This window comes from Ensifer sp. B1-9, assembly GCF_050474445.1.
In the GTDB taxonomy this organism is placed as follows: Bacteria; Pseudomonadota; Alphaproteobacteria; order Rhizobiales; family Rhizobiaceae; genus Ensifer.
The window spans coordinates 169301-196052 of record NZ_JBCHVG010000009.1 but is presented as its reverse complement, the minus strand read 5'-3'; the positions used below and the strand labels follow the sequence as shown (position 1 = coordinate 196052).

Below are 26752 nucleotides of genomic sequence, written 5' to 3'. Positions count from 1 at the left end.
TTGATCTATCAATGGCTTCGGAGGCGCTCTTTGCGAAAACGCAAGTACCGTTACCCCGCTTCGCCATGTGTGTTCATGCGGCGGCAAAGAAATGCGCTCTCCGCGAAAGGATTTGTTCCAAGACAAAGACGCGATTCGTCTCTGGTTCTACTTCTCTTGTGACTGCTGGGGGACCGGTGGTCGAGACCGGAGGTGAGGCCGCCCAAGTCGGCGTCGCCCACCCTAACTCGTTGAATACAGGCGCGTTTCGCAGAAGGCCAATCCCGGCCGCTGGAGTGCGCCGAAGGAGAGCAAGATGACTGAACAACTTCAGATGACCCGCCGGACGATGCTTGCCGGTGCTGCCCTGGCGGGCGCGGTTGCGCCGCTTCTCCATACCGCGCAGGCTAAGGCGGCCGGCGCCGCCACGGCAGCGGGTGCTGCCCCCGTCGATGTCTCGGCCCTGCCGCGCGTGAAGGTCGATCTCGTCAAGCCGCCTTTCGTACATGCCCACGAGCAGGTCGCCAAGACCGGACCACGCGTCGTCGAATTCACCATGACGATCGAGGAAAAGAAGCTGGTGATCGACCGTGAGGGCACCGAGATCCACGCGATGACCTTCAACGGCTCGGTGCCTGGCCCGCTGATGATCGTGCATGAGAACGACTATGTCGAGCTGCGGCTGATCAACCCGGCGACCAACACGCTGCTGCACAACATCGACTTTCACGCCGCGACCGGCGCTCTGGGCGGTGGCGCGCTGACCCAGGTCAACCCGGGCGAGGAGACGACGCTTCGCTTCAAGGCCACCAAGCCCGGCGTCTTCGTCTACCATTGCGCGCCTGAAGGAATGGTGCCCTGGCACGTCACCTCGGGCATGAACGGCGCCATCATGGTGCTACCGCGTGAAGGCCTGAAGGACGAAAAGGGCCAGCCGCTGACCTATGACAAGATCTACTATGTCGGCGAGCAGGATTTCTACGTGCCGAAGGACGAGGCCGGGCACTACAAGAAATACGAGACCCCCGGCGAAGCCTATGAAGATGCGGTAAAGGCGATGCGCACATTAACCCCGACCCACATCGTCTTCAACGGCGCGGTCGGTGCGCTGACCGGCGACAATGCCCTGACCGCGGCCGTGGGCGAGCGCGTGCTCGTCGTCCATTCGCAGGCCAACCGCGATACGCGGCCGCACCTGATCGGCGGACATGGTGACTATGTCTGGGCAACCGGCAAGTTCCGCAATCCGCCGGACCTCGACCAGGAAACCTGGCTCATTCCTGGCGGAACCGCGGGCGCTGCCTTCTACACCTTCCGCCAGCCGGGTGTGTACGCCTATGTCAACCACAACCTGATCGAGGCGTTCGAGCTGGGTGCTGCCGGCCACTTCAAGGTCACCGGCGAATGGAACGACGACCTCATGACCTCGATCGTCAAGCCGGCGTCGATGTAGCCTGAAGCAAGGTAACCGTGGGGCCGCGGTCTCAGCGACCCCACACGCGAACGAGGGCACGCGCCTGCCAGCGCGTGCCGTTTCCCCCGGAGACCTCCCATGCCCAGCAAAAAGAAATCTGCGATTTCGCTCCTGTCGCTCGCAGCGCCGGCCGTCCTTCTGGCCGCAATCGGCGGCGTGCTTTCGGCGAAGGTGGGGCTGTTCGACGATCTCAAGGACGGCGTCGACCTGTCGGTCAAGGCGCCGGTAACCGTGACGATCGCGCCGCGTGAAATGAGCTATCGGGCAGAGGGACACTTCCTGAAGAACGGTTTTGCCGTTGATGCGCCCATCGTCGTCGCAGCGCTTAAAGAACCGCTCGAGATCATGAAATACCAGGTGACGCGTCAGGACTATGAACGTTGCGTTGCCGACAGCGCCTGCCAGCAGCCGGAAGGCGGGCATGGTGCGGGCCTGCCGGGTGTGCCGATGACCGGGGTCAACTATACCGACGCGACTGCATATGCTGCGTGGCTGACGAAGAAGACCGGCGTGGTCTGGCGCCTTCCGACCGACCAGCAATGGGCCTTTGCCGCCGGTTCCAAATTTCCGGACGATGCGCTCGGGATCGACGGCACCAAGGACAATCCGGCGCTGCGCTGGCTGGCGGACTACGAGCGCGAAGCGAGCCGGCAGCGCGCAGAGAACCCGATGCCGCAGCCATCGGGCGCTTTCGGCGAAAACGAGTATGGGGTTGCGGACCTGGACGGCAATGTCTGGGAATGGACCGAGACCTGCCACCGCCGCGTCACCATAGGCGAAGACGGCGAGGTACTGAAAGAGTCTCCGGCCTGTGGCATCTTCGTCGTCAACGGCAAGCACCGGGCGTCGATGAGCTTCTTCATCCGTGACCCGAAAAGCGGCGGCTGCGCCGTGGGCGTACCGCCGGATAATCTCGGCTTTCGGCTGGTGCGCGACGGTCGTTGGTATTCGGGTTTCCTCTATGCCTTCGAACGCCGGCTCCTGGGCGCTGGGTGAGATGGCGCGGCCGGTAGAGCCGCCAAGGCTCTCACGCCTTAGCGGGCATAGGTTCCGATACATGCTTTTGCCCTTGGGTCGTCGCCGGTCCAGGGGCAAAACACATGTGACAATCGAGGTGCTGCCGCGACCCTTGTGCGTCTGACCGGTCGTGCGGCGCTCTGGTCCTTTTGTAGGGTCCTGGGCCGTGCTAGATCAGGGCAACTCAAACGGCAGGATGTAGGGCCAAAGTGGCTGCACTCGATCGCACACTCGTCAAATCGCTCCCTTTGTTCCAGAAGATGAGCGACCCGGAACTGGATTCGCTGCTGACGCGCGCCACGGTGCGGCGCGTTCCGCAGAACGAAGCCGTGTTCGAACAGGGCGCGACGGCCGATTTCTTCTTCCTGTTGCTGCATGGCCGGCTGAAGGTGACCCAGGTCACCAAGGACGGGCAGCAGATCATCGTCCGGGTCGTCAATCCCGGCGATCTCTTCGGCTTTGCCCGTGCGCTCCAGCGCAGCGACTACCCGGGAACCGCGACGGCGGCGACCGAGAGCCTCGTTCTCGCCTGGCCGACGGAGCTCTGGAACGTCTTCGTTGAGAAGAACCCCCACCTCGCCGTCAATGCCATGCATACGATCGGCCAGCGTCTCGACGAGGCGCATACCCGTATCCGCGAAATGTCGACGGAGGAAGTCGAGCGCCGCGTCGCCCATACGGTGCTGCGGCTGGCCGAGCAGGCCGGCAAGCCCGATGGCGGCGGTATCCGCATCGATTTCCCGATCTCGCGCCAGGATATCGCTGAGATGACGGGAACGACGCTGCATACGGTCTCGCGCATCCTCAGCGCCTGGGAAGGCCAGGGCCTCGTCCAGGGCGGTCGGCAGAAGCTGACGCTCAAGGACATTCCAGGTCTGCGGCGTCTCGCCGAACGCGTCGGCGGCTAGATTTCGGATGCTCCGGCGGATTGACGGAACAGCTACGGTTTTGCGGCGCGAATGGCGTAGCGGTGCTGTGACTGCCGCGCCAGACCTTTGAACACATTCCAGTTCCTCGCCTGGGCGCGATGGATCTCACCAAGATCGGTATCGATCTCGATATCGACAAATCCGGCCCTCTGCAGAAGATCGACCACGGCCTCGGCGCGCGCGCCCTCGGAGAAGTGAACGCGCGAGAGAATGCTGCGATGCGTCGCCAGCATCTGTGATGAGCCGCTCGGCGGTTCCGATTTGAACACGCCGAGGCGTTGTCCCCAGGCGCTGAGCTTCGAGAACAACCGCTCGAGCGCGCTGGTATTCACAAAGTCGCCATCGACGATCAGCAGCGTTCCGCCCGGCTTGAGAACGCGAAGCCACTCCGCGAAGGCTGCGGCCGGATTGACGAGCGTCCAGACGAGATGCCGGTTGACGACGACATCGTAGTGGTCATCGGGCTCCATGGTATTTTCGGCATCACCCAGACCGAAGCGAATGGAACGACCCCGCTTGCGGGCCTTTTCACGGGCGCGTTCGAGCATTGGCTCGGCCCAGTCCAGGCCCTGTACCTTGAAGCCGAGATCGTCGAGCAGGTGGGAGATGACGCCGGTGCCGCTCGCAAGATCCAACGCGCTGCGGCCGGAGCCCGGTCCGAGATGGCGTAGAAGCAGCCTGTGCCAGGCCGCGCGCTCGTCCTCCGAGAAGATCTCGTGTCCTGGCGACAGATCGAAGGTCGCGGCGCGCTCCGACCAATAGGTCTTGATTTCATCCCGCAGGTTGTAGTTCTGCCGATCCGTTACATCGCTCATATCGATACCGCTCGCCCTGTTTGGAGGCGTTCTAAAAGATAAATGTTGACTAATAAAGTCATGAAACATTAGATCGCGTCGATTTTCCCAGCGGAGCAGAAAACAATGCAGCTTTTCAACAGGGTGGCCGCGGCCGCCACGGGCTTTTGCGTGCTTTTTTCAACGGCAGCCTTCGCTGATGTCGTGACGTTGAAAGATGTCACGGGTCGCGACGTTGAGGTCAATGTGCCGGTCGAGCACCTCATCCTCGGTGAAGGGCGCCAGATCTATTTCCTCGGCGCCCTCGACCGCGATGACCCGTTTAAGCGCGTCGTCGGCTGGCGCGACGACCTGGCAAAGGCGGATCCTGAAACCTACGCCGCCTATCTCGCGAAATACCCTGATATCGCCAAGCTGCCGACCTTCGGCGGCATGAAGGACGGGACCTTCGACATCGAGCAGGCGGTGGCGCTGAAGCCCGATGTCGTCCTGATGAACGTCGATGCCAAGACGGCGACGGAGGAGGCCGGCTACATCGAAAAGCTCGCCAAGGTTGGCATCCCGCTCGTCTATGTCGACTTCCGCGAAAAGCCGATGGAAAACACCGAGCCGAGCATGCGTGTGATGGGCAAGCTTCTCGGCAAGGAAGAAAAGGCCGAAAAGTTCATCACGTTCCGCGCCGAGAACATCGCCAAGGTGACCGACGTGCTGGCGAAGGCCAATCCGAAGAAGCCGCTCGTCTTCGTTGAGCGGGCCGGCGGCTACTCCGACGATTGCTGCATGTCCTTCGGCAACGAGAATTTCGGCAAGATGGTCGAATTCGCCGGCGGCGTGAACATGGCGAAGGACATCATTCCCGGCACCTTCGGCACGGTCAATCCGGAACAGATCATCGCCGCAAACCCGGAGCAGATCATCATCACCGGCGGCAACTGGCAGGGTTATGTGCCGGGCGGTGCCTGGGTCGGCGTCGGCTACGGTGCCGATGAAAAAGAAGCCGCCCGCAAGCTCGAAAACCTCACCAGGCGCCCGGCCTTTACCGGCGTGCAGGCGGTCAAGGACGGGCAGGTCCATGCCATCTGGCACCAGTTCTACAACAACCCCTACCAGTTCGTCGCGATCCAGCAGATCGCCAAGTGGCTGCATCCCGACCTCTTCGCCGATCTCGACCCGGAGGCGACGTTCAGGGAGTTGCACGAGCGTTTCCTGCCGCTTCCCTACAAGGGCGGCTACTTCGTTTCGCTGACGACCAGCAAGTAAGTGCATCGGCGGTTGGCTGAACAGGAGGCCGCCGGCGCTGCGATCGAAAGGTATGAGAATGTCGATCTTCAGGAAAATCGCGTCCGCGATGCTTGCGGCGGTCGTGTTGGCGGCTCTGCCGGCCGGCGCCGCGGAAATCGTCGACGTCACCGGCCGTCGGGTCGAAGTCGTGCTTCCCGCCAAACGGATACTGCTTGGCGAGGCGCGACAGATTCACATCGCCGCGGCGCTGAAGGGGGAGCACGTCTTCGATACGATCGTCGGCTGGCGTGACGATCTCATCAAGAAGGATCCGGATTCCTACGCCGCCTATGTCGAGCGGTTCCCCGAGATCGAGAAACTGCCGCGCTTCGGCTATATCCCGACGGGGGATTTCAGCCTCGAAGCGGCCATTGCCCTGAAGCCTGACGTGTTGACGCTGAACCTCGAAGCGCGAGATGCGGTCGAGGAATCGGGTTTCATCGAAAAGGCCGCGGCTGCCGGGATTGCCGTCGTCTATGTCGATTTCCGCGTCGATCCGGCGGCCAACAGCGAAAAATCCGTCGCAATCCTCGGCCAGCTCTTTGGCGCCGAAGCAAGGGCGCGCGAATTCATCGAATACCGCAACGCCCAGATCGGGCTGGTGACCGACCGCCTGACCAAGGCCGGGACGATTGCGCGTCCGAAGGTGTTCATCGAACGCTCGCCCGGCATCACCGGCGAATTCGCCTGCTGCCGAACCTTCGGCCCGGCCAATTTCGGCGAGATGGTGGAAAAGGCCGGCGGCCACAATATCGGTTCGGACGTCATCAAGGGCACCTTCGGTGACCTCAATCCCGAGCAACTCATCGTCAGCGATCCGGACCATGTCATCATCACCGGCAGCAACTGGTCGGCGGAATCCGATCTCAACCAGTTCGTCAGCGTCGGCCGCGGCGCCGATGCCGCGGTGGCCGAGGAGCGGCTGCGCGGCCTGATGCAGCGCCCGGGCTTCCCCGGCCTGAAGGCGGTGAAGGAGGGCAACGTGCATGCGGTCTGGCACCAGTTTTACGGTGCGCCCTACGAGTTCGTGCCGATCCAGCAATTCGCCAAATGGTTCCACCCCGAACTTTTCGCCGACATCGATCCGGATCGGACCTTCCGCGAGTTTCATGAGAAGTTCCTGCCGGTGACCTATCGCCCGGGTTACTTCGTCTCGCTTGCGAAGGGGGGTGAATGATGGTTGCCATGACCGACCATATTTCCGGCATTCAGGGACAAGGGCGCTACCGCGCCCTTGTTCTGCGCCGTCTGGTCTTGATCTTCTGCCTCATCGGCGCGCTCTTTGCGTCGGTTGCAGTCGACATGGCGCTCGGGCCAGCAAACTATCCGCTTGCCGACGTGCTGACGGCGCTGTTTCGGCCTGAGACGGTGAGCGACCAGCTTCGGGTGGTCATCTGGGACATCCGCATGCCGATCGCGCTGATGGCGGTGACGGTGGGCGCCTCGCTATCAGTCGCGGGTGCACAGATGCAGACGATCCTCGCCAATCCGCTCGCAAGCCCGTTCACGCTCGGGATTTCCGCCGCTGCCGGTTTTGGCGCAGCCCTCGGCCTCGTTGCCGGCGTCGCGGTCTTTCCGGTCGCAGTCCAATACATGGTGCCGATCAACGCCTTCCTGATGGCGATGCTGGCGGCACTCTTCATCCATTTCGCCTCTACCATGCGCGGCGTCACGGTGGAAACGATCGTGCTGCTCGGCATCGCGCTCGTCTTCACCTTCAATGCCGCGCTGTCGCTGCTCGAATATCTCGCCTCCGAACAGGCACTGGCCGCAGTCGTGTTCTGGACGATGGGCAGCCTCACCAAGGCAACCTGGCCGAAGGTCTGGATCACCGGCGCCGTGCTGGTTTTCGCCGTGCCGCTCTTTGCACGGCACGCCTGGGCACTAACGGCGCTTCGGCTCGGTGACGACAAGGCGGCGAGCTTAGGCATCAATGTTCGCCGGCTAAGGCTCGAAGCGATGATGACGGTGAGCCTGCTTGCGGCGATTCCGGTTTCCTTCGTCGGCACGATCGGCTTCGTCGGCCTCGTCGCGCCGCACATCGCCCGGATGCTGGTCGGCGAAGATCAGCGCTTCTTCCTTCCCGCCTCGGTGCTCTGCGGCGCGCTCTTGCTCTCGGTCACCTCCGTCGTCAGCAAGATGCTCATCCCGGGCGCCGTGCTGCCGATCGGCGTCATCACCGCGTTGGTCGGCGTGCCCTTCTTCTTCGTGCTGATTTTCACCAACAGGAGGCGCGCATGGTAAGCCTGACGCTGGAAAAAGTCGGCGCGACCTATGGCCGGCGAACAGTGCTGTCCGACGTCAATACCGGTGTGCTCAGAGGCGGCGGCCTGACGGCGGTGATCGGTCCGAATGCAGCCGGCAAGTCGACGCTGTTCAAGCGCATCGCAAGCCTGACGTCCGGGCCCGGAACCGTCCATCTGTCCGACACCGCCAAGGGAGCCGAGGGCATCTGCTACATGCCGCAGGATACCGGCGCCAATGCCGTTCTCACGGTCTATGAATCGGTGCTGCTGTCGGCCAAGCAGGGCTCCGGCTGGAAGGTGAAGGACAGCGAACTCTCGGAGATCGATCGGGTGCTTTCAGAACTGCGGATCGCCGATCTCGCTTTTCGCGGCCTCGGTGAGCTCTCCGGCGGCCAGCGCCAGCTCGTCTCCATTGCCCAGGCCCTGGTGCGTAAGCCCGAAGTGCTGTTGATGGACGAGCCGACCTCGGCGCTCGATCTCTTCCGCCAGATCGAGGTGCTCGGCTTCATGAAACGCCTGTCGGCGCAATCGGGAATGGCGGTGCTGATCGCGCTTCACGACCTGAACCATGCGCTGCGCTATTGCGACGACACGATCGTCATCAGCGGCGGTTCGGTGCTGGCGAGCGGTCCGACCCATGAGGTCATCACCGCGGACATGCTGCGCTCCGTCTACCGCGTCGAGGCGCGTGTCGAGGCTTGCTCGATGGGGCGTCCTGTCGTCATCGTCGACGAGTCGCTGTAGGCGTTATTCCGGCAAAAGGCACTTCGCCGCCGCGGCGGCGAAGTGCGGACTCTCATAATCAGGTCGGCCTGTGTCCCTTCAAGCCGTAGAAGGCGATATAGGCATAGCAGGCGACGGGCATCAGGAAGGCGAGATGGATGCCGACCGTGTCGGCGAGCCCGCCCTGGATCAGCGGCAGGAGCGCGCCGCCGACGATCGCCAGGCACAGGACGCCGGAGCCCTGGCTCGTGTATTTCCCGAGACCGTAGAGCGCCAGGCTGAAGATCGTCGGGAACATGATCGAGTTGAAGAACCCGATCGCCAGGACCGACCACATGGCAACGCTGCCGCCGGCAAAGACGGTGAGGAGCAGCAGCACGATCGCTGCGACCGCGTTGAAGGCGAGCGCCTTGCCGTCGTCGACGAAACGCATCGCAACCGCGCCGACGAACCGGCCGACCATCGCTCCGCCCCAGAAATACATGACATAGTGCGCGGCATCGGCTTCGGAGAGGCCGGCAATGTCGGGCTGGTTCAGGAAGTTGACGAGGAAGCTGCCGATGCTGACCTCCGCCCCGACATAGACGAAGATGCCGATCGCACCGAGAATCAGGTGCCGATAGTGCCAAGCCGACTTGCCGTCGGTGATCGGCTCGATCTCGTCATGCACTTCGACGGTCGGCAGCTTCAGGGCGGCGAAAAGCGCCGCAAGCAGCAGGAAGGTGGCGGCAAGGAGCAGGTAGGGCATCTTGACCGCGCTCGCTTCCGCGAACCTTAGAGCATCGAGCTGCTCCGGCGTCGCGTCGGCGGTCGCGACGACCGCAGCCGACAGGATCAGCGTCGCGCCGAACATCGGGGCGAGGGTGGTGCCGAGGGAGTTGAAGGCCTGGGTCAGCGTCAGGCGGCTCGCGGCCGTGTCCGGCGGACCAAGCACGGTCACATAGGGGTTGGCCGAGACCTGCAGCAGCGTGATGCCGCTTGCCAGCACGAAGAGAGCGCCGAGAAACAGCGCATAGATGCGATAGCTTGCCGCCGGCACGAAGAGCGCGCAGCCGACTGCGGCGATGACGAGGCCGAGCACGATCCCCCATTTGTAGCTGATGCGCTTGACCAGCGCGCCGGCAGGAAGTGAGACAATGAAATAAGCGCCGAAGAAGCAGAACTGGATCAGCATCGACTGCGTGTAGTTGAGCGAAAAGACGTTCTTCAGATGCGGGATCAGAATGTCGTTCAGGCACGTGATGAAGCCCCACATGAAGAACAGTGAGGTGAGCGCGAAGAGGGCAAATCGATAGCCCGTGGCGTCCGATGACGCGGATGAGACCGCGCGCGCGGGCTCAGAGCCCTTGGTGATGATACCTGCCAATGGTTTAACCTCATGATGTCGTTGGCGCCGGATCTTGGGCCTTGGGAGGACGTCCAATTGGACGCGCCGGCGGCAGCCAGTGATCTTCGCTTGGGAGCACCAAGATCCCCGGGCTGCGTGGCGCTTATACCGCGCGAGCGGGGCTTTGACAGTGCGAAGGGCAGAATTTCCCCGGTCTCCGGGCAGGTTGGTCTGCCGCAGGCACTGAGTGCAGGTCAGAGGGTAGCAATCTCGCGATTTGAAAGGGTGCCGCCGTTGGCCCGCTTGATGTCGAGCTTCTGTTCAAGCGCCGCCACGATATCCTCACTGAACTCGATCGAGGTGAGTTCGGCGATCTCGGGCAGGGCCCCGGGGGTAAAGACATTCACCTCAACGAGCTTGTCGCCGACCACGTCGAGCCCGACAAGGAACATGCCGTCGCGCACCAGCTTGGGACGCATCTGTTCGGCGACGACGAGCATTTCGGGCGTTATCACCGCGGTGGTTGGCCTGCCGTTGACATGCATGTTGGACCGCAACTCGCCGTCCGCAGGCACGCGCCGAACCGCGGCATAGGTATCGCCACGTTTGAGCGGCCGCCCGTTCATCAGGAACAGCCTGACATCCCCTTCAGTCGCTGCCGGCAGATATTCCTGCGCGATCACATAGCCCATCTCGGAAACCACCTCGAATATCTGGTTGAGGTTCGTCTCGTGGCTGGAACTGACCTTGAAGACGTTCTTGCCACCGGAACCTTGCAGCGGCTTGAGGATGACGCCCCCGGGGTGCTCGTCGACAAAAGACTTTATCTCCTCGATATGCTTCGAGATCAGCGTGGTCGGCCGAACGATTTCGGGGAAGTCCTGGAGATAGAGCTTGTTCTGCGCCCGTGCCAGGCCGTCGGGGTCGTTGACGACTATTGTCCCGCGTTCGGCTGCAAGCCGTCCGAAGATCACGCCGGCGTGGGCGGCCCAGGAGCGAGGGCCGGTGTCTTCCGACGGATCGCTTCTGAGAAACAGAACCTGGATTTCGGCAATGTCCAGGATGTCGCGCCGCGTGGCGCCGCTTCGCAATGCGGCGATGAAGGCCTCGGCCTTGTTCGGCTTCGCCGAGCCGAGGCTCAGGGCGTGGATCGTCAGCCGACCGTCGGGTCTCAGGGTGAAGTCGCCAGGCGTGACGTAGGCAATCTCATGACCGCGGGCGAGCGCTGCAAGCGCCAGCGACGTCGTCGCGTAAAACGTCTCTTCACCCTCGATCGAGTTGACGAGAAAGGCGATGCGCATCCGGTTTCCTAGCGGTCCGACTCCAACATATCCTGCGATCTCAGTGCGTTCATCTGAACGCACGGCGCTTTAGTCTGCGACCATGTCGAGCGGGGTCATTCCCCTCTCGGCTCGCTGAAGCCGGTCGCGCGCTTTGACGTCATCGAGAAAAATAGGGCGAATGGTTGCGGCACCAAGGAGGCCGCGCAAATTGAGTTCCTGGATTGCGCCGAAATGCGATGCGGCGATCTTGCCCATCCAGAAAGGCTCGAGATTGCCGCCGTCGGCGAGGTGGTCGAGAAGCTGCAGCAGGCCGCGCATGTAGATCGCGTCCTTGACCAGTCCGCCGCCGCGATAGATGCGCAGCGTAATGTTGAAGGCCTCGGCGGTGCCGAAACCGTGGTCGTCGACGAGCAGCCGGTAGGTGTCCGGAAACTCGGCGCCGTCGAGCAGGGCGGCGCAGCCGACCACTCTCGCCGCAAGCACCCGCAGCCGATCCGCGGTCATGCCGGCGCTCAAGTATTCGGCGAAAACGGCGAGCCCTTCCTGCATGCCCTCGTAGCCTGCAAGGCCGGAGCGCAGAATCCTGAGGCCCTGTGCCGAGCCGTTGAAGTAGGTCAGCAGGTGCACGCCCACCTCATGGTTGAGCAGCGCCTCGACGCGGTCGGCGTCGAGTGCCGAGCTTCGGGCGATCAGCAATTGGCCACGTGAGACGAGCAGGCCGGCCGGCAGATCGTCGCGAATTTCGGCGGATGCGGTGAAATCGGGCGATTGGCGCCGATAGGCTGATATCATCGCCTGCGCACGCTCCCTTATGTAGTCGCAGCCGCGCTTGTTGCCGGATGTCGGCGACGTGTCGCCATCGGCGGCGGTTTTCGCAAGGACGTCGGAAGCGGCGTCGAGAAGCTCGTCTTCGACCGGGCCGTAGAGAGCGCGACCGAGTTCGACGAACTTGCGGGTCTCGCGGGCGGAAATCATCGAGAGTTGGAGGTCGACCTCCTGCTGCTTTTCGCGATAGAGGGCGTAGAGCAGCGGATCTTCGAGATGCTCGAAATTGAGGGTGAAGAGTTTGCGCTTGGCCGTTTCGATCTGCAGCGTCAGCGGGCGATAGTACAGGCGAGGGCTTCGCGAAAAGCCGCTCGACGCGAACTCGGCCCAGGCGGTCTCGGCGTTGATCGGCGTTACCGCGAGCAGGAAATCGAAGCTTGATGCGATGTCGTCCATGCCGCGGTCGGCGCGCACGACCGCGTCGACGAAGGCCTTCCGGCCAAGGGCACGGTGCGTCGGTATCCGGAAGTCGTCAGACCTGGCGCGGGCGAAGGCTGTGATGGCTCGAAGGCCGGCATCGAAGACGCTTGCGACCAGCCGCTCGCGCAATTGCGGATAGATGCGGCGGGTGCCGGGCTCGCAATAGATCGGCGCGAAGCGTACGGTGAGATGTGGATAGTCGATCGACAGGGATTTCCGCCGTGCGATCGCATCCGGCCTTCGCTCGACGAGCGTCACATGGGGCGTTCGGAACTTTCCTTCGATCGTTGCGGCTGTCTCGATCAGTGCTTTCGCAGCAACCTGCTCGGCACCGGTCGTCCCGGCGACAACCTCGAACAGGAACGGCGGCAGGAAAGGCGCGTCCTTGGCGGGCGGATCGTCGCTTTCGAGTTCCGCAAATTCGAGAACGATGAATATGCCCAGTCGTTCTTCGATCACGCGGCCGACCCGTTCGATGACTGCGGCGGCGATATCGACGCTCGGCGCCAGCAGATAGGCGGCATTCGCCTGGGCGATGTCGCGCGCGACTGGCTGCGGTTGCTCGGCGGCGATATGAACGCACAGGAAGGGAAGCAGGCGGTCGATGTGCAGCCGTCCACCCTCGCCGAAGTCCCGTCGCACGGCGCGACCATCCGTCAGTCGGATAATGGCCTCATCGAGCCACTCCATGCTGGGGCCCGTCTGCATGGGTCTCTGGTCCGTCATCGTTGCCTCGCGAGCGCCTCGGTCAGGACCGGAACGAGTGATCCGACCAGTGTGCGCAGCGACCGCAGCGCTTCGAGGTCCGGCTTGCCAGTCCACTCGTCCATGAATGTTTTCTTGAACTCGATCGCGATCGCGCAGCCCGTATCAGGAAAGTGCTCGTGGATGAAGCGCGTCTGTTCCCCGCGTCCCTGGAAGGCGATGTTCTCGCGCACATCCATCGGCTGGCCGGCGATGGTGGTGGCGCTAACGGCCGATATCAGCGTGTCGATGACGTCGGCCCATTTGTCCCGGTCCATGGACGAGGTTCCGATATTGACCTCGGGCGCTTCGGCGCTGTCGGCCGGTTCGGCCTCTGGCCCCTGACGTCGATGGTTGTAGCTGTGCACGTCAAGAACGATGAAATGTCGGTGGCGGCGCTCGATTGCCGTCAGCATCGACCGCAGCATGGCATAGTATTCGTCATGGAGGGCAAGGGAGGCCTCGATCAGCTCCGCCGATGGCGGCTCCCGCCAGACGGAAAGGCCCCAAGCCTGAGCCGGCTGGAGGTAGACCGCGCCGGGACGAGCACGATTGATGTCGACTTCGAAGCGGGATCGATGGACGACGATGCGGTTGGCGAGATCCCGGATGATGAACTCGGTGAACGGATCCTCCTCGCGTAGCCTTTGCTCGTCCGTCAGGGCCGCTAGCGCCCGGGCGTCACGGCGCATGGCATGCCCGTTGTGGATCGCGGTGCCGACGATCGGTCCATCGCCGCGATGGACAGTCCACCAGGCATTCTCAGTGGCTGAACGGAACTGTTCCGTCGGCGCGCGTTGCATGTTCGCTCCCGTTACCCTCGTTATGGGCGCTTCGGGAATGCAACTCCTGGGGATGCCCGAGAGTTCCGGGACGAGGCAAAAATGTTGGCTCAGGTCGCTGCGAGCTCGCCCAGGATCCATTGACGGAAGGCGCTGATCTTCGACGAATTGCGCCGCGTTTCCGGGTAGACCAGCCAGTAGGCCTGGTCGTCGTTGCAGAGGAGATCGAAGGGCTGGACGAGCCGCCCATCGGCCAATTCCGCGGCAAAGAAGGCGGGCGTCAGGATTGCGACGCCCTGGCCGGCCGTCGCGGCATTGCCCTCATAGACCTGTGCGCCCATGCTTGCGCCGGGACGGCTCGAAAGGCCCTCGGCCGGCACATTCGCGGCCATGAACCACTTGGCCCACCAGGGGTCGCCCGGATCGAGCAACGGCAGACGCAGGAGATCGGCCGGCTCCTTCACCCCGCCGATGGTTGCGGCGAGGCTCGGGCTGAGCATCGGCGTGAAATCAGCGTTGATGAGCCGGTGTGCCGCAAGCCCCGGCCAGCCGCCGCCGCCTGAGCGAATGCCGATATCGACCTCTTCGCGGCTGAAGTCGACCAGGTGGGGCTCGGTTTGAAGGCGGACGGCAAGCGAGGGGTGAGCGATCTGGAAGGAGCCAAGGCGCCGCGCCAGCCAGTTGGAGGCGAAGGTGGCGATCGTGCTGATCACCAGCGTTCCCTGGGCACCGCCGCGCGCTGTCACGTAGGCTTCGCTGAGCTGCTCGAAGGCCTGCGTCACGGCGGGCGCGAGCCGTTGCCCCACCTCGGTCAGAGCGATCTGGCGCGGTCGGCGCAAAAACAGGGGTGCGCCGACACGATCCTCGAGAACCTTGATCTGATAGCTCACCGCCGCCTGGGTCATACCGAGCTCGGTTGCGGCCTTGGTGAAGCTTCCATGCCGGGCAACCGCCTCGAAGACGCGTATCGCCGTCAATGGCGGGAGCGGAAGTGTCTTATGCATTAAATGGCCTTATGTATGGTGAGCGAAATTCGATTGGAAGGTGATGTGGTTCATAACCATTTTCAAGGTCCGTCCATTAGACGGACTGATGAAGAGGATGATGGCTATGACAACCATTCAAGTACGTAGTTTTTCGTCGACAAACGATTTTTCCGCGGGCTCCTGGCTGGCGTTTCTGTTCGCCCGGAAGCGCCCGGCGCCTGATGTCGTCGACGTCAGAGACCTGTCGGATCATCTGAAGCGGGATATGGGTTTCCTTGATGGCAACCGCCCCGACGCGAAGGACCTGCCGACCGCTTGACGTCTCCCGACCTGGGCGGGCCTCCCATCGCCCAGGTCCACCCCATCCCACCGGGCTGACAGGGTTGTCGGCAACCCCAACTCATCTCCCCGCCGCTTGCACTTGCGGCATGAACCAAAGGCGGTGCAGTTTTTTCACGCCTCGCACGCTCTTTGGGTCAGAATTCCTTTAATCTACCATTTGCGTGGATAATCTCGGAGAAGCTCGGTCAGGAACCGGGCCGGGCAGAAACACCCTCCGGTCGGCGCGGATTGCGGCGACCGGCTGAAAGGAGGTCTGAGATGAGTATGCTGCGGCAATATGAGCGCTTGAGCGCAATCCGCGAGGTCTTGCAGGGGCGGCTGGAACTGCACGAGGCGCGGGACTGTTTCGGTTTCGACGATATCGAGGACGGAACGGCCAATGAGCTCAGGGACCGTATCGCCGAACTCTCCGATGAGATCTCAACCTTGAGAAGTCGTTGCGACCGATACGAAAGCTTCGGCCGCCAGTGACCAACCCGAATGGCGGCCGTGCGTCGCCGATGAATGGATCCTCCCCGATGACATTGCATGTGAACTCACGCGTCGCGGACCACGCGATCAATCCGCTCTTCCTCGAACGCTGGTCGCCGCGGGCCTATTCCGGCGAAGAGATTTCCGAGGCCGCCCTGTTCGAAATCCTGGAGGCCGCCCGCTGGGCGCCATCCGCCTACAATGCCCAGCCCTGGCACTTCGTCTATGCCCGCCGTGGCGGGCGCGACTGGGAGAAGCTGCTCGGCCTTCTAAACGAGTTCAACCGCAGTTGGGCAAAAGAAGCCTCGGCCCTCATCTTCGTGTTGTCGAAAACGTCGCTCTTGCCGCCAGGCGCCAGCGAAGAGGTGCCCTCCTACACCCATTCCTTCGATGCGGGCGCGGCCTGGGGTGCTCTCGCCCTGCAGGCGGCCCATTCCGGCTGGCAGGCGCATGGCATGGCCGGCATCGACTATGATCGCGCGCGCGCCGAACTCGAAGTGCCGGAAAACTTCCGGATCGAGGCAGCGGTCGCGATCGGCCGTCAGGGCGACAAGGCACTGCTGCCTGAGGCCCTGAAGCAGCGTGAACAGCCGAGCCCGCGCAAGGCCCTCTCCGAGATCGTATCCGAGGGACGCTTCGTCGCCGGTTGAGCGCTGTAGGCTTGCGCCGGAGAGCGGGCATGCATGGCCGCTTCGCTCTCCTCAGCGTTCGTCCATTTCATTCCTGCTGGTTGCATTCAGCGCCTGCACGCTGATGGCCGCGACGAGGCCTGTCAGGACGATGCCGGAAAAACCGATCACCAGAGCCAGCAACCGTGCGCTCAAGTGTTTCGGCGTGATGTCGCCGTAGCCGATCGTCAGCCCGGTGACGAAGGTAAAATAGAGAGCCTCATCGAGCCGCCAGTCCTCGATGCGGCCGATGACGACACCGGACCCGGTCATCACGATCAAGACCGCGGAGAAGATCGGCCACAGCACCTGAAGCTGCTGGTAAAGATTGGAGAAGAACAGGCGCCGCATTCTCTTCGAATGGCTCCTGCGATGAGATTCCGCCACGCAATCCTCCATCTCGCCGGGCAGGAAGCCCGTGCTGCCAACGATCCCGCTTCGCGTCTGTCGCCGAGATCCTCTCTCGGCTCTCCATCGCCATCGTCAAGATAGCCGCAAGTCGCGCAACCTGCCAGCGCCTGCTTTGGGAGAGCGGAAGCGACATTCGATCTGCCGCTCGGGCGCTCCTTGCAACCGATTTGGCCCAGTGTTATCGCTTTAGAATTGCTTCATGAAAGCTTCTGTCAGAGGGCAGTCCGGATGGCATCGAACGAGCACTCGCCTGTCGGCGACGGTCGCGGTTTCACCACGGGTTTACGGCTCGATGTGATTGCAGGTCTCACAGCCGCTGCCGTGGTTCTGCCGAAGGCGATGGCCTATGCCACGGTCGCCGGTCTGCCTGTCAGTGTCGGTCTCTACACCGCCTTCGTGCCGATGATTGTCTACGCGCTTCTCGGCACCTCCCGGGTCCTGAGCGTCTCGTCGACGACCACCCTTGCGATCCTCGCCGGAACACAGCTCGGCCTTGCCGTCCCGGATGGCGATCCCGGCAAGCTGATAACGGCAACCGCGACGCTGACGGCGATGACCGGCGGGCTTCTTATCCTCGCTTCGGTTCTCCGCTTCGGCTTCGTCGCCAATTTCATCTCCTCGCCGGTCCTGATCGGCTTCAAGGCCGGCATCGGCCTGGTCATCGTGCTCGATCAGGTGCCGAAGCTGCTTGGCCTTCACATCACCAAGGAAGGCTTCTTCCGGGATATCCTCAGCATCGTCGGCCACCTGCCTGAAACCTCAACGCTCACCTTGGCGATCGCGGCTGCGGCCCTGGTGGCGCTTCTGGCGATGGAACGGCTCTGGCCGCATTCGCCGGCGCCGCTTCTGGCGGTGGCGGCGGGCATTGCGCTTTCCTGGTTTGCCGGTCTCCAGGCGCTCGGCGTCTCCATCGTCGGCTTCATTCCGCAGTCGCTGCCCTCGATCACCCTGCCTAGCCTCGGTCTTGCCCGAGAACTGCTGCCCGGTGCTCTGGGGATTGCGCTGATGAGCTTCACCGAGACCATCGCCGCCGGGCGTGCATTTGCCGCTCCCTCCGACCCGCCGATCAGGGCGAACCGCGAGTTGCTGGCGACGGGCGCCGCAAATCTCGCCGGTGCCTTGTTCGGCGCGATGAGCGCCGGTGGCGGCACATCGCAAACCGCCGTCGTGCGTGCCGTCGGCGGGCATTCGCAAGTGGCGTCACTGGTCACTGCTGCGGCCGCGGCGGCGACCATGCTCGTCCTGGCGCCTTTGCTCGGCCTGCTGCCGCAGGCCGTCCTCGCGGCGATCGTCATCGTTTACTCGGTTGGCCTCATCAAACCGGCCGATTTCTGGTCGGTTCGCAAGGTCAGGCGGATGGAGTTTCAATGGGCGCTTGCGGCCTTCCTCGGCGTTTTGTTCTTCGGCACGCTCCAAGGCATCATCATCGCGATCATCCTGTCGTTCATCGGGCTGGCCCGCCAGGCTTCGGCACCGAAGGTGCATGTCGTCGGTCGCAAGCCTGGCACCGATCGGCTCCGGCCGCTGACACGGGATCATCCTGACGACGAGACATTTGAAGGCTTGCTGATTCTTCGGCCGGAGGGACGCCTGTTCTTTGCCAATGCCCAGCAGGTGGCAGACCAGGCGCAGATGCTGGTCGCCAAACACAGGCCCCGCGTTCTCGTGCTCGACATGAGCCGCGTCTTCGACATCGAGTATTCCGCGCTGCAGATGATGATGGAAGGCGAGCGTCGCATCAGCGAACACGGGGTCACCGTGTGGCTGGCCGAACTGAACCCGGACGTGCTCACCTATGTGCGGGCCTCCGGTTTTGCCGATCAGCTCGGCCCCGACCGCCTGTTCGTCAACACCCGCACCGCCCTCCAGCACTACCTGGCGAACGCCGCTTCGGCGGCGGCCTGACTCATTCCCCGATCAATTCCCCGGTGCCGCCGAAAGCGGGTGGGAAATCGCGATATTTGGGCAAGCCGTCCTTCATTGGCAGCACGGTCTCCTGATAGTTGACGTGGAGCGCGGGCTTGAACGGCAATGCCGGGATGACGGCGGCAAAGACGTCCGTCACGCCCCAGAGCGGATGCTCGGTCATCAGGTGCCCGCCGCAGACCTTGCACCATTTGCGCACGCTTGTCGGGGTCTTCTGATAGCCGACGAAATTATCCGCGCCCTTGACGATCCGGACCTTCTCTGGCGGCCAGAGCGTGAAGGCATTCACTGGCCCCGCCGACCACGTCCGGCACGAGCTGCAGTGACAAAAGCCCATGGCGGCCGGGTCGCCGCTCACTTCGATCTCGACTGCGCCACAGAAGCACTTTCCGTTGTAGCTACCGTTCCCTGCCATGACTCGTCTCCTCTCGGCTCGCGCCACCCGGAGTTTGCTCCTCGCGGATGACCGATGTGACCCACGCCTGAGCGTGTCATGCCTGAGCGTGAGGTCAACGCCTCCTTTCGAGCTAGTTTGAGTTGCCGGGAGTCCTGGCCGCGCCGCGAAGGGTGAAACGGTTTTCCGCGGGAATTTCGGAACGGCACTCAGTTGGGCAAAGCCGCACGTCCGGCTCTGGCGCGAGCTCACCGCACGAGGCCCGGCGGCAGCACGATGCGCGCTGACAGGCCGCCGGCTTGGCGATTGCGCAGTTCGAGTTCCGCGCCGGTGCGGTCCAGCGCCCGTTCGACGATGCTCAAGCCGAGGCCGCTGCCGACCGCCGTCTTGAAGCGTCCGCGGAAGAAGCGCTCGGTAACATGCGGCATCTCCTCGTCGGGGATGCCGGGTCCCATGTCTTCGATCGCGATGACGAGGTGGTCCACCTCTATCTCGCAGCTGCAGGAGACCGTTGCGCCCGGCGGCGAATGGTTGAGGGCGTTTTCCAGGAGGTTGCGTGCCGCCAGCCGGAAGAGGTCCGGATCCATGCCGATCCTGAGACCGAACAGCTGCGCGTCGATGGCGACGTCGACCCGGTAGGCTTGGCCGGCGAGTTCAGTCCGAAGGGCCGCCAGCATTTCACCGACATTGCAGCCGGCTGCTGGTTTGGCGCTCTCTGAGGCCTCGACCGAAGCGATGTCCAGCAATTGTCGCACCAGCTTTCCGGTACGGTCGACCCCGGCGACGATCTGGCCGAGCGCCTTTTCGCGGATTTCGCCATCGTCGCTCGCGAGCGCGACCTGGGCTTGCGTCTTCAGGCCTGCCAGGGGGGTGCGTAACTCGTGCGCGGCAAAGGCGATGAAGTTCTGTTCGCGCGCACGGGCGCCGGCGACACGGGCGAAGAGACCATTCAGGGATTTCAGAACCGGGCTGATTTCGCGGGTTGTGCCGAGGTCTTCGATCGCGTGCAGATCGGAGGCCTCGCGCATTGCGAGGTCGCCGGCGAGTTTCCTGAGCGGTGCCAACCCGCGCCCGACGCTAAGCCAGATCAAGACGGCGAGCAACGGGATGATCAGCAGGGCCGGCAGCAGCAATCCCTTGACCAGATCGTTGACCAGCCGGTCGCGGATACGCAGGTTGTCGCCGACGAGGACGCGCACGCCGAGGCTGGCGTTCTCAACCGCGAAGACCCGCCAGGTCTCACCGTTGATGACGGTTTCCGAGAAGCCCATCGCGTGTGGCGCAAGGGTCGTGTCGGGAGCGCTGTCGGATTTGCCGATCAGCGTGCCGTCAAGCGACCAGATTTGACAGGAGAGTTGGCGATCGTAGTGCGGATGCTCGAGCAGCGGGATCTTGGTCACGCTTTGTGTCACGCGGTTGGCGCCTGCGTCGCCTTCTTCCTTCAACATGTCGGGGCTGACGATCAGCGAATTCACCATGCGCGCGGCCTCCATCAGCCGCGCGTCGAGCACCCGCTCGACTTCTGCGCGGGTGCTGAGAAAGATCCAGACCGTGGCCGAAAGCCAGAGAAGACCCGTCGTGATCAGCAGAATGGCGAAGAGGCGCGTGCGCAACGATCGCATCAGCCTGCCCCGCCCAACCGATAGCCGATGCCCCTGACGGTTTCGATCAGGCCAGGCCCGAGCTTGCTGCGCAAATGATGGATATGAACCTCGACGGCGTTGCTTTCGATTTCCTCCTGCCAGCCGTAGAGCCTGTCTTCCAGCCTGGTCTTCGAGAAGATGACGCCGGGGTGTGCCATCAGCGTATGCAGGATGGAGTATTCGCGCCGGGAAAGCTGCACCGGCTTGCCCGCCTGTTCGACCGACTGTCGAGCGGGATCGAGCCGCAAGCTCGCCCATTCGAGCGCAGCCGTTGCGCGCCCCGTAGACCGCCGGGACAACGCCCGCAGCCGTGCTGCCACCTCGTCGAGGTCGAACGGTTTTCCCAGGTAGTCATCGGCCCCGGTGTCGAGGCCGGCCACCCGATCGCGAACCGTGTCACGGGCGGTCAGCAGCAGCACTGGAGTGTCATTCTGACCGGAACGCAAGTCCTTAAGGATATCCATGCCAGAGCCGTCTGGCAGCATCAGGTCGAGCACGATCGCGTCGAAGCTGTTAGCGGCGAGCGCGGTTGCTGCCGCGTCGCAGGTGCCAACGGCATCGGTGGTGAAGCCGGCCAGCGCCAAGCCCACCTTCAAGCCGTCTCTGAGGATATCGTCGTCTTCGACGATCAGGATTCGCATTGCTGTTCCTCACATTTTTGAGAGCCGAACTCTTAAGGCGCTCCCTTAAGGCAGCCTTAAGGTAGGACTCCCCTGTGAAGCGGCATTGCAACAACCGAGTCGTTGAATGCCCGATATGACCGAATCAAACGAGCTCTCTTCATCCACTGTCGATCACAAGACCGGCATCACGCTCACCCGCCGCAGCCTTTTCGTCGGCACGGCCTCTCTGTTTGTCACCGGCTGTGCGACTGCACGCACGACGCCTGTGGTGATCCCGGCAGCGGCACCGGTACGGGCAACGACGGGATCGGCCGTGCCGCCGATGTACTCTGCGATGCCGGACGAAGAGTTCCCGGTCCCCGAAGTCAAGGTCGCCGAGGTCGATCCGAAGTTCTGGCGGCAGGAGGTGGACTATCCGTCCGATGAGCGGCCCGGCACGCTGATCGTCGATACGCCGGCGAAGTATCTCTATCACGTGCTGCCCCGCCGACGGGCGATGCGCTACGGCATCGGCGTCGGCCGTGAAGGGTTCGCCTGGTCGGGGCGCGCGGTCGTCGCCTACAAGCGCAAATGGCCGCGCTGGACACCGCCCGACGAGATGGTGGCGCGCCAGCCGAAGCTCGCTCCCTACAGCATCGCCAATGGCGGCATGCCCCCGGGCCTGAAGAACCCGCTGGGTGCGCGTGCCCTCTACATCCACAAGGACGGCAAGGATACGCTCTACCGCATCCACGGTACCCCCGAGGCGCATTCGATCGGCAAGGCGGTCTCGTCCGGCTGCATTCGCCTGCTCAATCAGGACGTCGTCTATCTCTACGACCAGGTGCGGGACGGCAGCACCATCGTCGTCATTCCAGATCCGACAATGGGTGACCTGGCGATCGGATAGAACGGGCAACCGTGGCGGCGCGGGAATTCTGCAACACTCCGAATGCGAGTGCCTTCCGTGGGTGACGATCCACGCCAAAGAATGATTTTCACCACATTTCGGTCACGGTTCGGCCCAAGAGCCTGGGGCCTCTCCTCGGAAAAATTTCCACCTGAAATCCCAACCTGGAATAGAATAAAGTGTCGATGAATTTGTCCCGCCGGTCGCTGCTCGCGGTGATCGCCAGCTCCGTCTTGAGCGCCTGCACGCAGATCCCGAAACCCGAACCGAAGCCGAAGCTGATCGAACCGATCGCCGGAAACGGCAATCCGCCGGGCGAGGCGGCGGGTGCAGCGGTCGAACCGGCGAAGACCTTCGATTATGCAAAGGCCTATGCACCGGTAAAGGACGAGGGCTACGACGTTCCCGGCATCCAGTACGGTGAGATCAAGCCGGAATTTCTGCGCCAGGAGGTAGCTTACGTGACCAGCGAGCCGCCCTATTCCATCGTCGTCGATACCCAGAAGATGTTCCTGTACTGGGTGCTGCCGGGCGGTCGCGCGATCCGCTACGGCGTCGGTCTCGGCGCGGCGGGCCGCGCCTGGAAGGGGCGCGCCGTGGTCCACTGGAAGCGGAAATGGCCGCGCTGGACTGTGCCTGACGACATGATCGCGCGCCAACCGCACCTCAAGAAATACGGCATCGAAGCCGGCGGTATGGATCCGGGCCTCGACAATCCGCTCGGCGCCCGCGCCATGTACATCTTCCAGAACGGTCAGGACACACTCTACCGCATTCATGGCTCGCCGCAGTGGCGCTCGATCGGCAAGAACGCATCCGCCGGATGCGTACGCATGCTGCAGCAGGACGCGATCGATCTCTACGATCGGGTGAGGGGCAAGACGCCGCTTCTCGTTCTGTAAGGCTGCAGCCTGGTGTAACGCCTTGAACCGGACGGGGCGCCTTACAGGGGCTGCGGAGGCGGCAGTCCGTCCGGGCCCATCTGCATGTAGTCCGACGGCTCAGGCAACGGCTGCTGGTCTGGAAGTGGCTGTGACTCCGGCATCGGCTGCGATTGTACCATGCCGCCGCCGGTCAGGTCGGTGACGACGATCGGCGTGCCGTTCGGCACGCGATTGTAAAGGTCGACCACGTCCTGGTTGATCATGCGCACGCAGCCCGACGACACGGACTTGCCGATGGTCCACCATTCCGGCGAGCCATGGATGCGGTAGAGCGTGTCTTCGCCGTTCTGGAAGATGTACATGGCGCGGGCACCGAGCGGGTTCTTGAGGCCCGGATCCATGCCGCCGGCCTCGATGCTGAACTGCTGCAACTCGGGCTGGCGGGCCACCATTTCGTTCGGCGGCTTCCAGCGTGGCCATTCGCGTTTGTACTGGATGACGCCGCGGCCGGCCCAGGCAAAGCCGGCGCGCCCGAGGCCGACGCCGTAGCGCATCGCCTGGCCGTTCTCGTAGACCCGGTAGAGAAAGTGGCTGCCGACGTCGACGACCAGCGTGCCCGGCTTTTCGCCGGTCGGATCGGCAACCATCTGGCGGTAAAAGCGGGGATCGATCTTCTCGTAGGGAATGGCCGGCAGCGGATAAAGTTCGTTCGGCTTTTCGCCGTACATGTCCGCAAGGAAGGCGTTCGCCTCGGGGACGGGCTCCGGCGCATAGGAGCGCGTCACGGTCGGCCGGGTCGAAGCGCAACCCGCTAGACCGGCAGCCGCGATCCCCGCGGAGAGTTGCAGGAAGGTGCGGCGGCAAATCTCTCTTTCAGGCATGGAACCCTCGATGGTCCTGTGTTCGCTTCTGGCGATGCAACCGACCTTTCAAGTCAATTGTGCGTCGCCAGCCGACGAACGATTACAGGCCGGCGTAGGGATCCGCCAGCGCCGCTTCGGGTCGGCTGATAGGATACTTAGTTCCCGAGATCTTCGCGGCCAGCTTTTCAGCACCGTTTTTCTCGAGAAGCGCCCGGAAGCTCGGATGCATGCCACCGTCGACATAGGCGTTGAGCGGGGCCGGCGTCTCGCTTGCCATCAGGCTTGCGAGCTTCGCGTCTTCCGATTGCAGCTTCGCAACGAGCCCGGAGTCAGGTGTCGATACCGCGGGCGGGCAGGCGGCCAGCGGATCGGAAGGCTCGCCGTCGGCGAACTCGGTGTTGAAGACATAACGGCGACCACAGGCGGAAACCTTCGGCTGGCGCTTCGTCGTCTCGAAGATGTCGTAGCCCTGCTTGATGTTCTTCCAGAAATCGAAATTCGGATCGCCGCGGTGCTTGGCCATGTTTTCAGCCGTCATGCGGAAGGGATAGGCCTGCACCTGGAAGGTGCCCTGGCCACCGGCAAGGGCACGCTGGACCACGGAGTAGATCTCGCCGACGCCCTGATCTGTCAGGGCGTAGCAGCCCGACGACGAGCAGGCGCCGTGCACCATCAGCGCTTCACCGGTATAGCCGAGCGCCGACTCCAGCCGGTTCGGATAGCCGAGATTGAAGGACAGGAAGTATTGCGACTTCGGATTCAGCATGCCGGCGGAGACATGGTAAAAACCTTCCGGCGCCTGGCGGTCGCCGATCTTCGTCTTCGGCCCGAGTTTTCCCGACCAGCGGCACATAGGGTAGGTCTTCAGAAGCGCATATTGGCCCTGCTTGTTCTGTTTCCAGACCTCCAGTTCGCTTTCCTGCTTGAAGATGCGAACCAGTACCGGGCTTTCCGGCTTGCTGCCGTTCTTCGCCATGGCGGCAATGAGCTTGGCGGGGATCGGCGGCGGTTCGCGCACGTCGTCTGCATCGAGCGCCGTGCAGCCTGACAGTACAAGCGCCATTGCTCCGATCGCCAGCGCATACCGCATGCGGTGCAGTTGCGCGAAAAACTTGGCCGTCTGGGGTGTTTCGGAAGAAAGGCTCTTTGTTGTCTCGCGCCGCATGCGGGCTCCTGGAAATACTCTCGCCGCAAGCGTCTTTCCGGCGGTACGGGTGCCGGTCATTCGCAAAACAACGCGTGTCGGCTCGGCTTCAACGTCAGCGATTAAGCGGTGGCAGCTCTGGCTGCAAGCCTTTGCCGCAGGGGTCCGCGATCAACAAAACTTGAACGCGCGCCGCCTTAGCTGCCCGCTGATTGGGTCGATGTTGAGACAAGATGGTGAATTTTTTCTCAACGCCGACGGCCGGATTGCGATGGCGCGTCAGTCCCGCGGCTCGCTGCCGGGGGCATAGACGGTCTTCTGTTTGAAGGCGAAGACGTTGCCGCAGCGGCAACGGACCATGTGCTTGGCGGGATCGGGAGAGGTGCGTTCGGTCGAAAAGCCTTTCGGCATGACGTCGATGAGAAAGCCGCGATTGCCGCTCTTGGCATTGTCGTTCTCAGACGCTTCGGCGAAGCCGGAGGCTCCGCATTTCGCGCATTCCAGCTTTCTCGAATAACGATCCCGCGATGCCATCTTCAATAACACTCGATAGCGCCGCCTTCGCATAAGGAGCGGCGGCGCGCTGGGTTTGCCTGGAACTCCGACTATAGGAGGCGGCGCGCCGTTTCAAGTTTGCTGCACGGCCATCGCGATGGATTGCGTTTCTTCGCGAGCGGCAGTGCCTGGCTTGCTTCAGCGATATCCAGTGGCATCGGCTGGCCTGTTGGCCTCCATCACCTCGCGCATGTAGCGCCAGCAATCGGGTTGCGAGCCGTCGAGATCGGTAAAGCCGTACACCTGAGCCAGCCCGCCACTCGAAAGCGACTGGCCGTTCCAGCGGGCCTTCTCCGGATCTGCCGCGAGGGCCGCGACGGCGCGGCCGACGAAGCGTGGTGTTTCGGAAATGACGAAGTGCGGCTGCACCTTCGCCCCATCCAGCCAGTTTTCTTCGGTTGCCTGAAAATGCTCCAGCATCATCTCCGAGCGCATCCAACCAGGCGTGATCGAAACCGACGTCGCGCCGTGCGGGGCAAGATCCTTGGCGTGTGCCCAGGCCATGCGGTTGGCCGAAACTTTGGCAAGGTCGTAGAAGGGCGACAATCGATAGTTCTCGGCATTGTACTCGGCGGTGCCGTCGGTCACCTCGACCAGCAGGCCGCCCGGCCTTTCGATCATCAGCGGCAGGGCGTAGTGGGCGGTGATCAGGTGGGTGTCGACCCCGAGGCGCAGCAGCTTCAGGCCATTTTCCAGATTGTGCTCCCAAACCGGCTTGTTCCATTCGAACAGCAATTCACCGCCCCAGACATCGTTGACCAGGATGTCCAGCCGTCCCTGTTCCTCGCGGATGCGATCGATGAGTGCTTTTACCTGTGCTGGCTGCAAATGATCGACCTGAACGGAAATCCCCTTGCCGCCCAGACCAGTCACGATCTCAGCCGTCTCTTCAATCGTCTCGGGCCGTCCGTAGTCGGATTGTTGCTGCCGCGTGGTTCGCCCTGTCACGTAGACGGTGGCACCGGCGGCGCCGAGTTCGGCGGCGATGCCCCGCCCGCCGCCTCGCGTCGCGCCGGCGACGAGCGCGATTTTTCCTTCGAGAGACATGTTTTCCTCTTCTTTTAGGCTGGTTGCCGTCTGGTGTTCTCTTTCGACCATGATATATAAATGATTGTTCGGTTATAAATGA

The 26752-nt window shown here is 63.0% G+C and carries 27 protein-coding genes; 13 read left to right on the top strand and 14 right to left on the bottom strand.

What is annotated here, in order from left to right; translation table 11 throughout:
* The first annotated feature begins 295 nt into the window (after positions 1 to 295).
* The 3 genes from nirK to ACQ5BM_RS18390 all read left to right on the top strand — a co-directional run bounded on the left by nirK (position 296) and on the right by ACQ5BM_RS18390 (position 3378).
* The gene (gene nirK / locus ACQ5BM_RS18400; RefSeq protein ID WP_429814114.1) at positions 296 to 1432 is read left to right on the top strand and encodes a copper-containing nitrite reductase; all 1137 of its coding nucleotides are present in this window, start codon (positions 296 to 298) and stop codon (positions 1430 to 1432) included.
* 99 nt (positions 1433 to 1531) lie between these two features.
* Positions 1532 to 2449, top strand: a complete 918-nt coding sequence (locus tag ACQ5BM_RS18395; RefSeq protein ID WP_429814111.1) for an SUMF1/EgtB/PvdO family nonheme iron enzyme — start codon at positions 1532 to 1534, stop codon at positions 2447 to 2449.
* A gap of 230 nt (positions 2450 to 2679) precedes the next feature.
* Positions 2680 to 3378, top strand: a complete 699-nt coding sequence (locus ACQ5BM_RS18390; RefSeq protein WP_334197174.1) for a Crp/Fnr family transcriptional regulator — start codon at positions 2680 to 2682, stop codon at positions 3376 to 3378.
* Positions 3379 to 3410: 32 nt separating this feature from the next.
* Here the strand turns inward: ACQ5BM_RS18390 and ACQ5BM_RS18385 are convergent, their stop codons facing one another.
* Positions 3411 to 4214, bottom strand: a complete 804-nt coding sequence (locus ACQ5BM_RS18385; protein ID WP_429814106.1) for a class I SAM-dependent methyltransferase — start codon at positions 4212 to 4214, stop codon at positions 3411 to 3413.
* Positions 4215 to 4319: 105 nt separating this feature from the next.
* Here ACQ5BM_RS18385 and ACQ5BM_RS18380 point away from each other — a divergent pair, with 105 nt between their 5' ends.
* From ACQ5BM_RS18380 to ACQ5BM_RS18365, 4 genes are read left to right on the top strand one after another with little or no spacing between them, the layout of a single operon-like run.
* The gene (locus ACQ5BM_RS18380; protein ID WP_429814103.1) at positions 4320 to 5453 is read left to right on the top strand and encodes an ABC transporter substrate-binding protein; all 1134 of its coding nucleotides are present in this window, start codon (positions 4320 to 4322) and stop codon (positions 5451 to 5453) included.
* A gap of 58 nt (positions 5454 to 5511) precedes the next feature.
* A complete protein-coding gene (locus ACQ5BM_RS18375; RefSeq protein WP_429814101.1) occupies positions 5512 to 6651 on the top strand; it encodes an ABC transporter substrate-binding protein in 1140 nt (379 codons plus the stop codon).
* The gene (locus ACQ5BM_RS18370) at positions 6648 to 7718 is read left to right on the top strand and encodes a FecCD family ABC transporter permease (protein WP_429814099.1); all 1071 of its coding nucleotides are present in this window, start codon (positions 6648 to 6650) and stop codon (positions 7716 to 7718) included. The genes ACQ5BM_RS18375 and ACQ5BM_RS18370 overlap by 4 nt, the downstream gene beginning before the upstream one ends.
* On the top strand, positions 7712 to 8464 hold the full coding sequence (locus ACQ5BM_RS18365; RefSeq protein ID WP_429814096.1) for an ABC transporter ATP-binding protein: 753 nt from the start codon (positions 7712 to 7714) through the stop codon (positions 8462 to 8464). The genes ACQ5BM_RS18370 and ACQ5BM_RS18365 overlap by 7 nt, the downstream gene beginning before the upstream one ends.
* 58 nt (positions 8465 to 8522) lie before the next feature.
* On the opposite strand, the gene ACQ5BM_RS18360 is transcribed toward ACQ5BM_RS18365, so the two are convergent.
* The 5 genes from ACQ5BM_RS18360 to ACQ5BM_RS18340 form a co-directional block, all read right to left on the bottom strand.
* On the bottom strand, positions 8523 to 9809 hold the full coding sequence (locus ACQ5BM_RS18360; RefSeq protein ID WP_429814093.1) for a sugar MFS transporter: 1287 nt from the start codon (positions 9807 to 9809) through the stop codon (positions 8523 to 8525).
* A 215-nt stretch (positions 9810 to 10024) separates the two neighbouring features.
* Positions 10025 to 11071 (bottom strand): glutathione synthetase, encoded by a 1047-nt coding sequence (locus ACQ5BM_RS18355; protein WP_429814090.1) that lies wholly within the window; start codon positions 11069 to 11071, stop codon positions 10025 to 10027.
* A 69-nt stretch (positions 11072 to 11140) separates the two neighbouring features.
* A complete protein-coding gene (locus ACQ5BM_RS18350; RefSeq protein ID WP_429814087.1) occupies positions 11141 to 13024 on the bottom strand; it encodes a flavohemoglobin expression-modulating QEGLA motif protein in 1884 nt (627 codons plus the stop codon).
* On the bottom strand, positions 13021 to 13845 hold the full coding sequence (locus ACQ5BM_RS18345) for an N-formylglutamate amidohydrolase (protein ID WP_429814084.1): 825 nt from the start codon (positions 13843 to 13845) through the stop codon (positions 13021 to 13023). Before ACQ5BM_RS18345 ends, ACQ5BM_RS18350 begins: the two co-directional genes overlap by 4 nt.
* An 89-nt stretch (positions 13846 to 13934) precedes the next feature.
* Positions 13935 to 14828 (bottom strand): LysR substrate-binding domain-containing protein, encoded by an 894-nt coding sequence (locus tag ACQ5BM_RS18340; protein ID WP_429814081.1) that lies wholly within the window; start codon positions 14826 to 14828, stop codon positions 13935 to 13937.
* Positions 14829 to 14928: 100 nt separating this feature from the next.
* Here ACQ5BM_RS18340 and ACQ5BM_RS18335 point away from each other — a divergent pair, with 100 nt between their 5' ends.
* The 3 genes from ACQ5BM_RS18335 to ACQ5BM_RS18325 all read left to right on the top strand — a co-directional run bounded on the left by ACQ5BM_RS18335 (position 14929) and on the right by ACQ5BM_RS18325 (position 16273).
* Entirely contained in the window at positions 14929 to 15129 is a 201-nt protein-coding gene (locus ACQ5BM_RS18335) for a hypothetical protein (protein ID WP_429814078.1), read from the top strand.
* A gap of 281 nt (positions 15130 to 15410) precedes the next feature.
* Positions 15411 to 15623 (top strand): hypothetical protein, encoded by a 213-nt coding sequence (locus ACQ5BM_RS18330; protein ID WP_429814075.1) that lies wholly within the window; start codon positions 15411 to 15413, stop codon positions 15621 to 15623.
* A 47-nt stretch (positions 15624 to 15670) separates the two neighbouring features.
* Entirely contained in the window at positions 15671 to 16273 is a 603-nt protein-coding gene (locus ACQ5BM_RS18325; protein WP_429814072.1) for a nitroreductase family protein, read from the top strand.
* A 51-nt stretch (positions 16274 to 16324) separates the two neighbouring features.
* Here ACQ5BM_RS18325 and ACQ5BM_RS18320 read toward each other — a convergent pair whose 3' ends face one another.
* Positions 16325 to 16642 carry a potassium channel family protein gene (locus tag ACQ5BM_RS18320; RefSeq protein ID WP_429814069.1) on the bottom strand — a complete coding sequence of 106 codons (318 nt, stop codon included), beginning with the start codon at positions 16640 to 16642 and terminating at the stop codon, positions 16325 to 16327.
* Between the two features lie 288 nt (positions 16643 to 16930).
* Here ACQ5BM_RS18320 and ACQ5BM_RS18315 point away from each other — a divergent pair, with 288 nt between their 5' ends.
* Positions 16931 to 18607 (top strand): SulP family inorganic anion transporter, encoded by a 1677-nt coding sequence (locus tag ACQ5BM_RS18315; protein ID WP_429814066.1) that lies wholly within the window; start codon positions 16931 to 16933, stop codon positions 18605 to 18607.
* A 1-nt stretch (position 18608) separates the two neighbouring features.
* On the opposite strand, the gene ACQ5BM_RS18310 is transcribed toward ACQ5BM_RS18315, so the two are convergent.
* The 3 genes from ACQ5BM_RS18310 to ACQ5BM_RS18300 all read right to left on the bottom strand — a co-directional run bounded on the left by ACQ5BM_RS18310 (position 18609) and on the right by ACQ5BM_RS18300 (position 21306).
* A complete protein-coding gene (locus ACQ5BM_RS18310) occupies positions 18609 to 19043 on the bottom strand; it encodes a GFA family protein (RefSeq protein ID WP_429814063.1) in 435 nt (144 codons plus the stop codon).
* 227 nt (positions 19044 to 19270) lie between these two features.
* The gene (locus tag ACQ5BM_RS18305; protein ID WP_429814060.1) at positions 19271 to 20644 is read right to left on the bottom strand and encodes an ATP-binding protein; all 1374 of its coding nucleotides are present in this window, start codon (positions 20642 to 20644) and stop codon (positions 19271 to 19273) included.
* Positions 20644 to 21306: a response regulator gene (locus ACQ5BM_RS18300; RefSeq protein WP_429814057.1), complete on the bottom strand. Its 663-nt coding sequence runs from the start codon at positions 21304 to 21306 to the stop codon at positions 20644 to 20646. The genes ACQ5BM_RS18305 and ACQ5BM_RS18300 overlap by 1 nt, the downstream gene beginning before the upstream one ends.
* Before the next feature lie 115 nt (positions 21307 to 21421).
* Here ACQ5BM_RS18300 and ACQ5BM_RS18295 point away from each other — a divergent pair, with 115 nt between their 5' ends.
* Together ACQ5BM_RS18295 and ACQ5BM_RS18290 are read left to right on the top strand one after the other, a co-directional pair.
* Positions 21422 to 22177 carry a L,D-transpeptidase gene (locus tag ACQ5BM_RS18295; RefSeq protein WP_429814054.1) on the top strand — a complete coding sequence of 252 codons (756 nt, stop codon included), beginning with the start codon at positions 21422 to 21424 and terminating at the stop codon, positions 22175 to 22177.
* A 185-nt stretch (positions 22178 to 22362) separates the two neighbouring features.
* Complete coding sequence (locus ACQ5BM_RS18290; protein ID WP_429814052.1) at positions 22363 to 23079, top strand: L,D-transpeptidase; 717 nt, start codon at positions 22363 to 22365, stop codon at positions 23077 to 23079.
* Positions 23080 to 23120: 41 nt separating this feature from the next.
* On the opposite strand, the gene ACQ5BM_RS18285 is transcribed toward ACQ5BM_RS18290, so the two are convergent.
* The 4 genes from ACQ5BM_RS18285 to ACQ5BM_RS18270 form a co-directional block, all read right to left on the bottom strand.
* Entirely contained in the window at positions 23121 to 23942 is an 822-nt protein-coding gene (locus ACQ5BM_RS18285) for a L,D-transpeptidase (RefSeq protein ID WP_429814050.1), read from the bottom strand.
* A gap of 82 nt (positions 23943 to 24024) precedes the next feature.
* Positions 24025 to 25014, bottom strand: coding sequence for a hypothetical protein (locus tag ACQ5BM_RS18280; protein ID WP_429814462.1), 990 nt, complete (start codon positions 25012 to 25014; stop codon positions 24025 to 24027).
* Positions 25015 to 25347: 333 nt separating this feature from the next.
* On the bottom strand, positions 25348 to 25602 hold the full coding sequence (locus tag ACQ5BM_RS18275) for a hypothetical protein (protein WP_429814048.1): 255 nt from the start codon (positions 25600 to 25602) through the stop codon (positions 25348 to 25350).
* A 159-nt stretch (positions 25603 to 25761) separates the two neighbouring features.
* Complete coding sequence (locus ACQ5BM_RS18270) at positions 25762 to 26670, bottom strand: SDR family oxidoreductase (protein WP_429814046.1); 909 nt, start codon at positions 26668 to 26670, stop codon at positions 25762 to 25764.
* Positions 26671 to 26752: the final 82 nt, after the last annotated feature.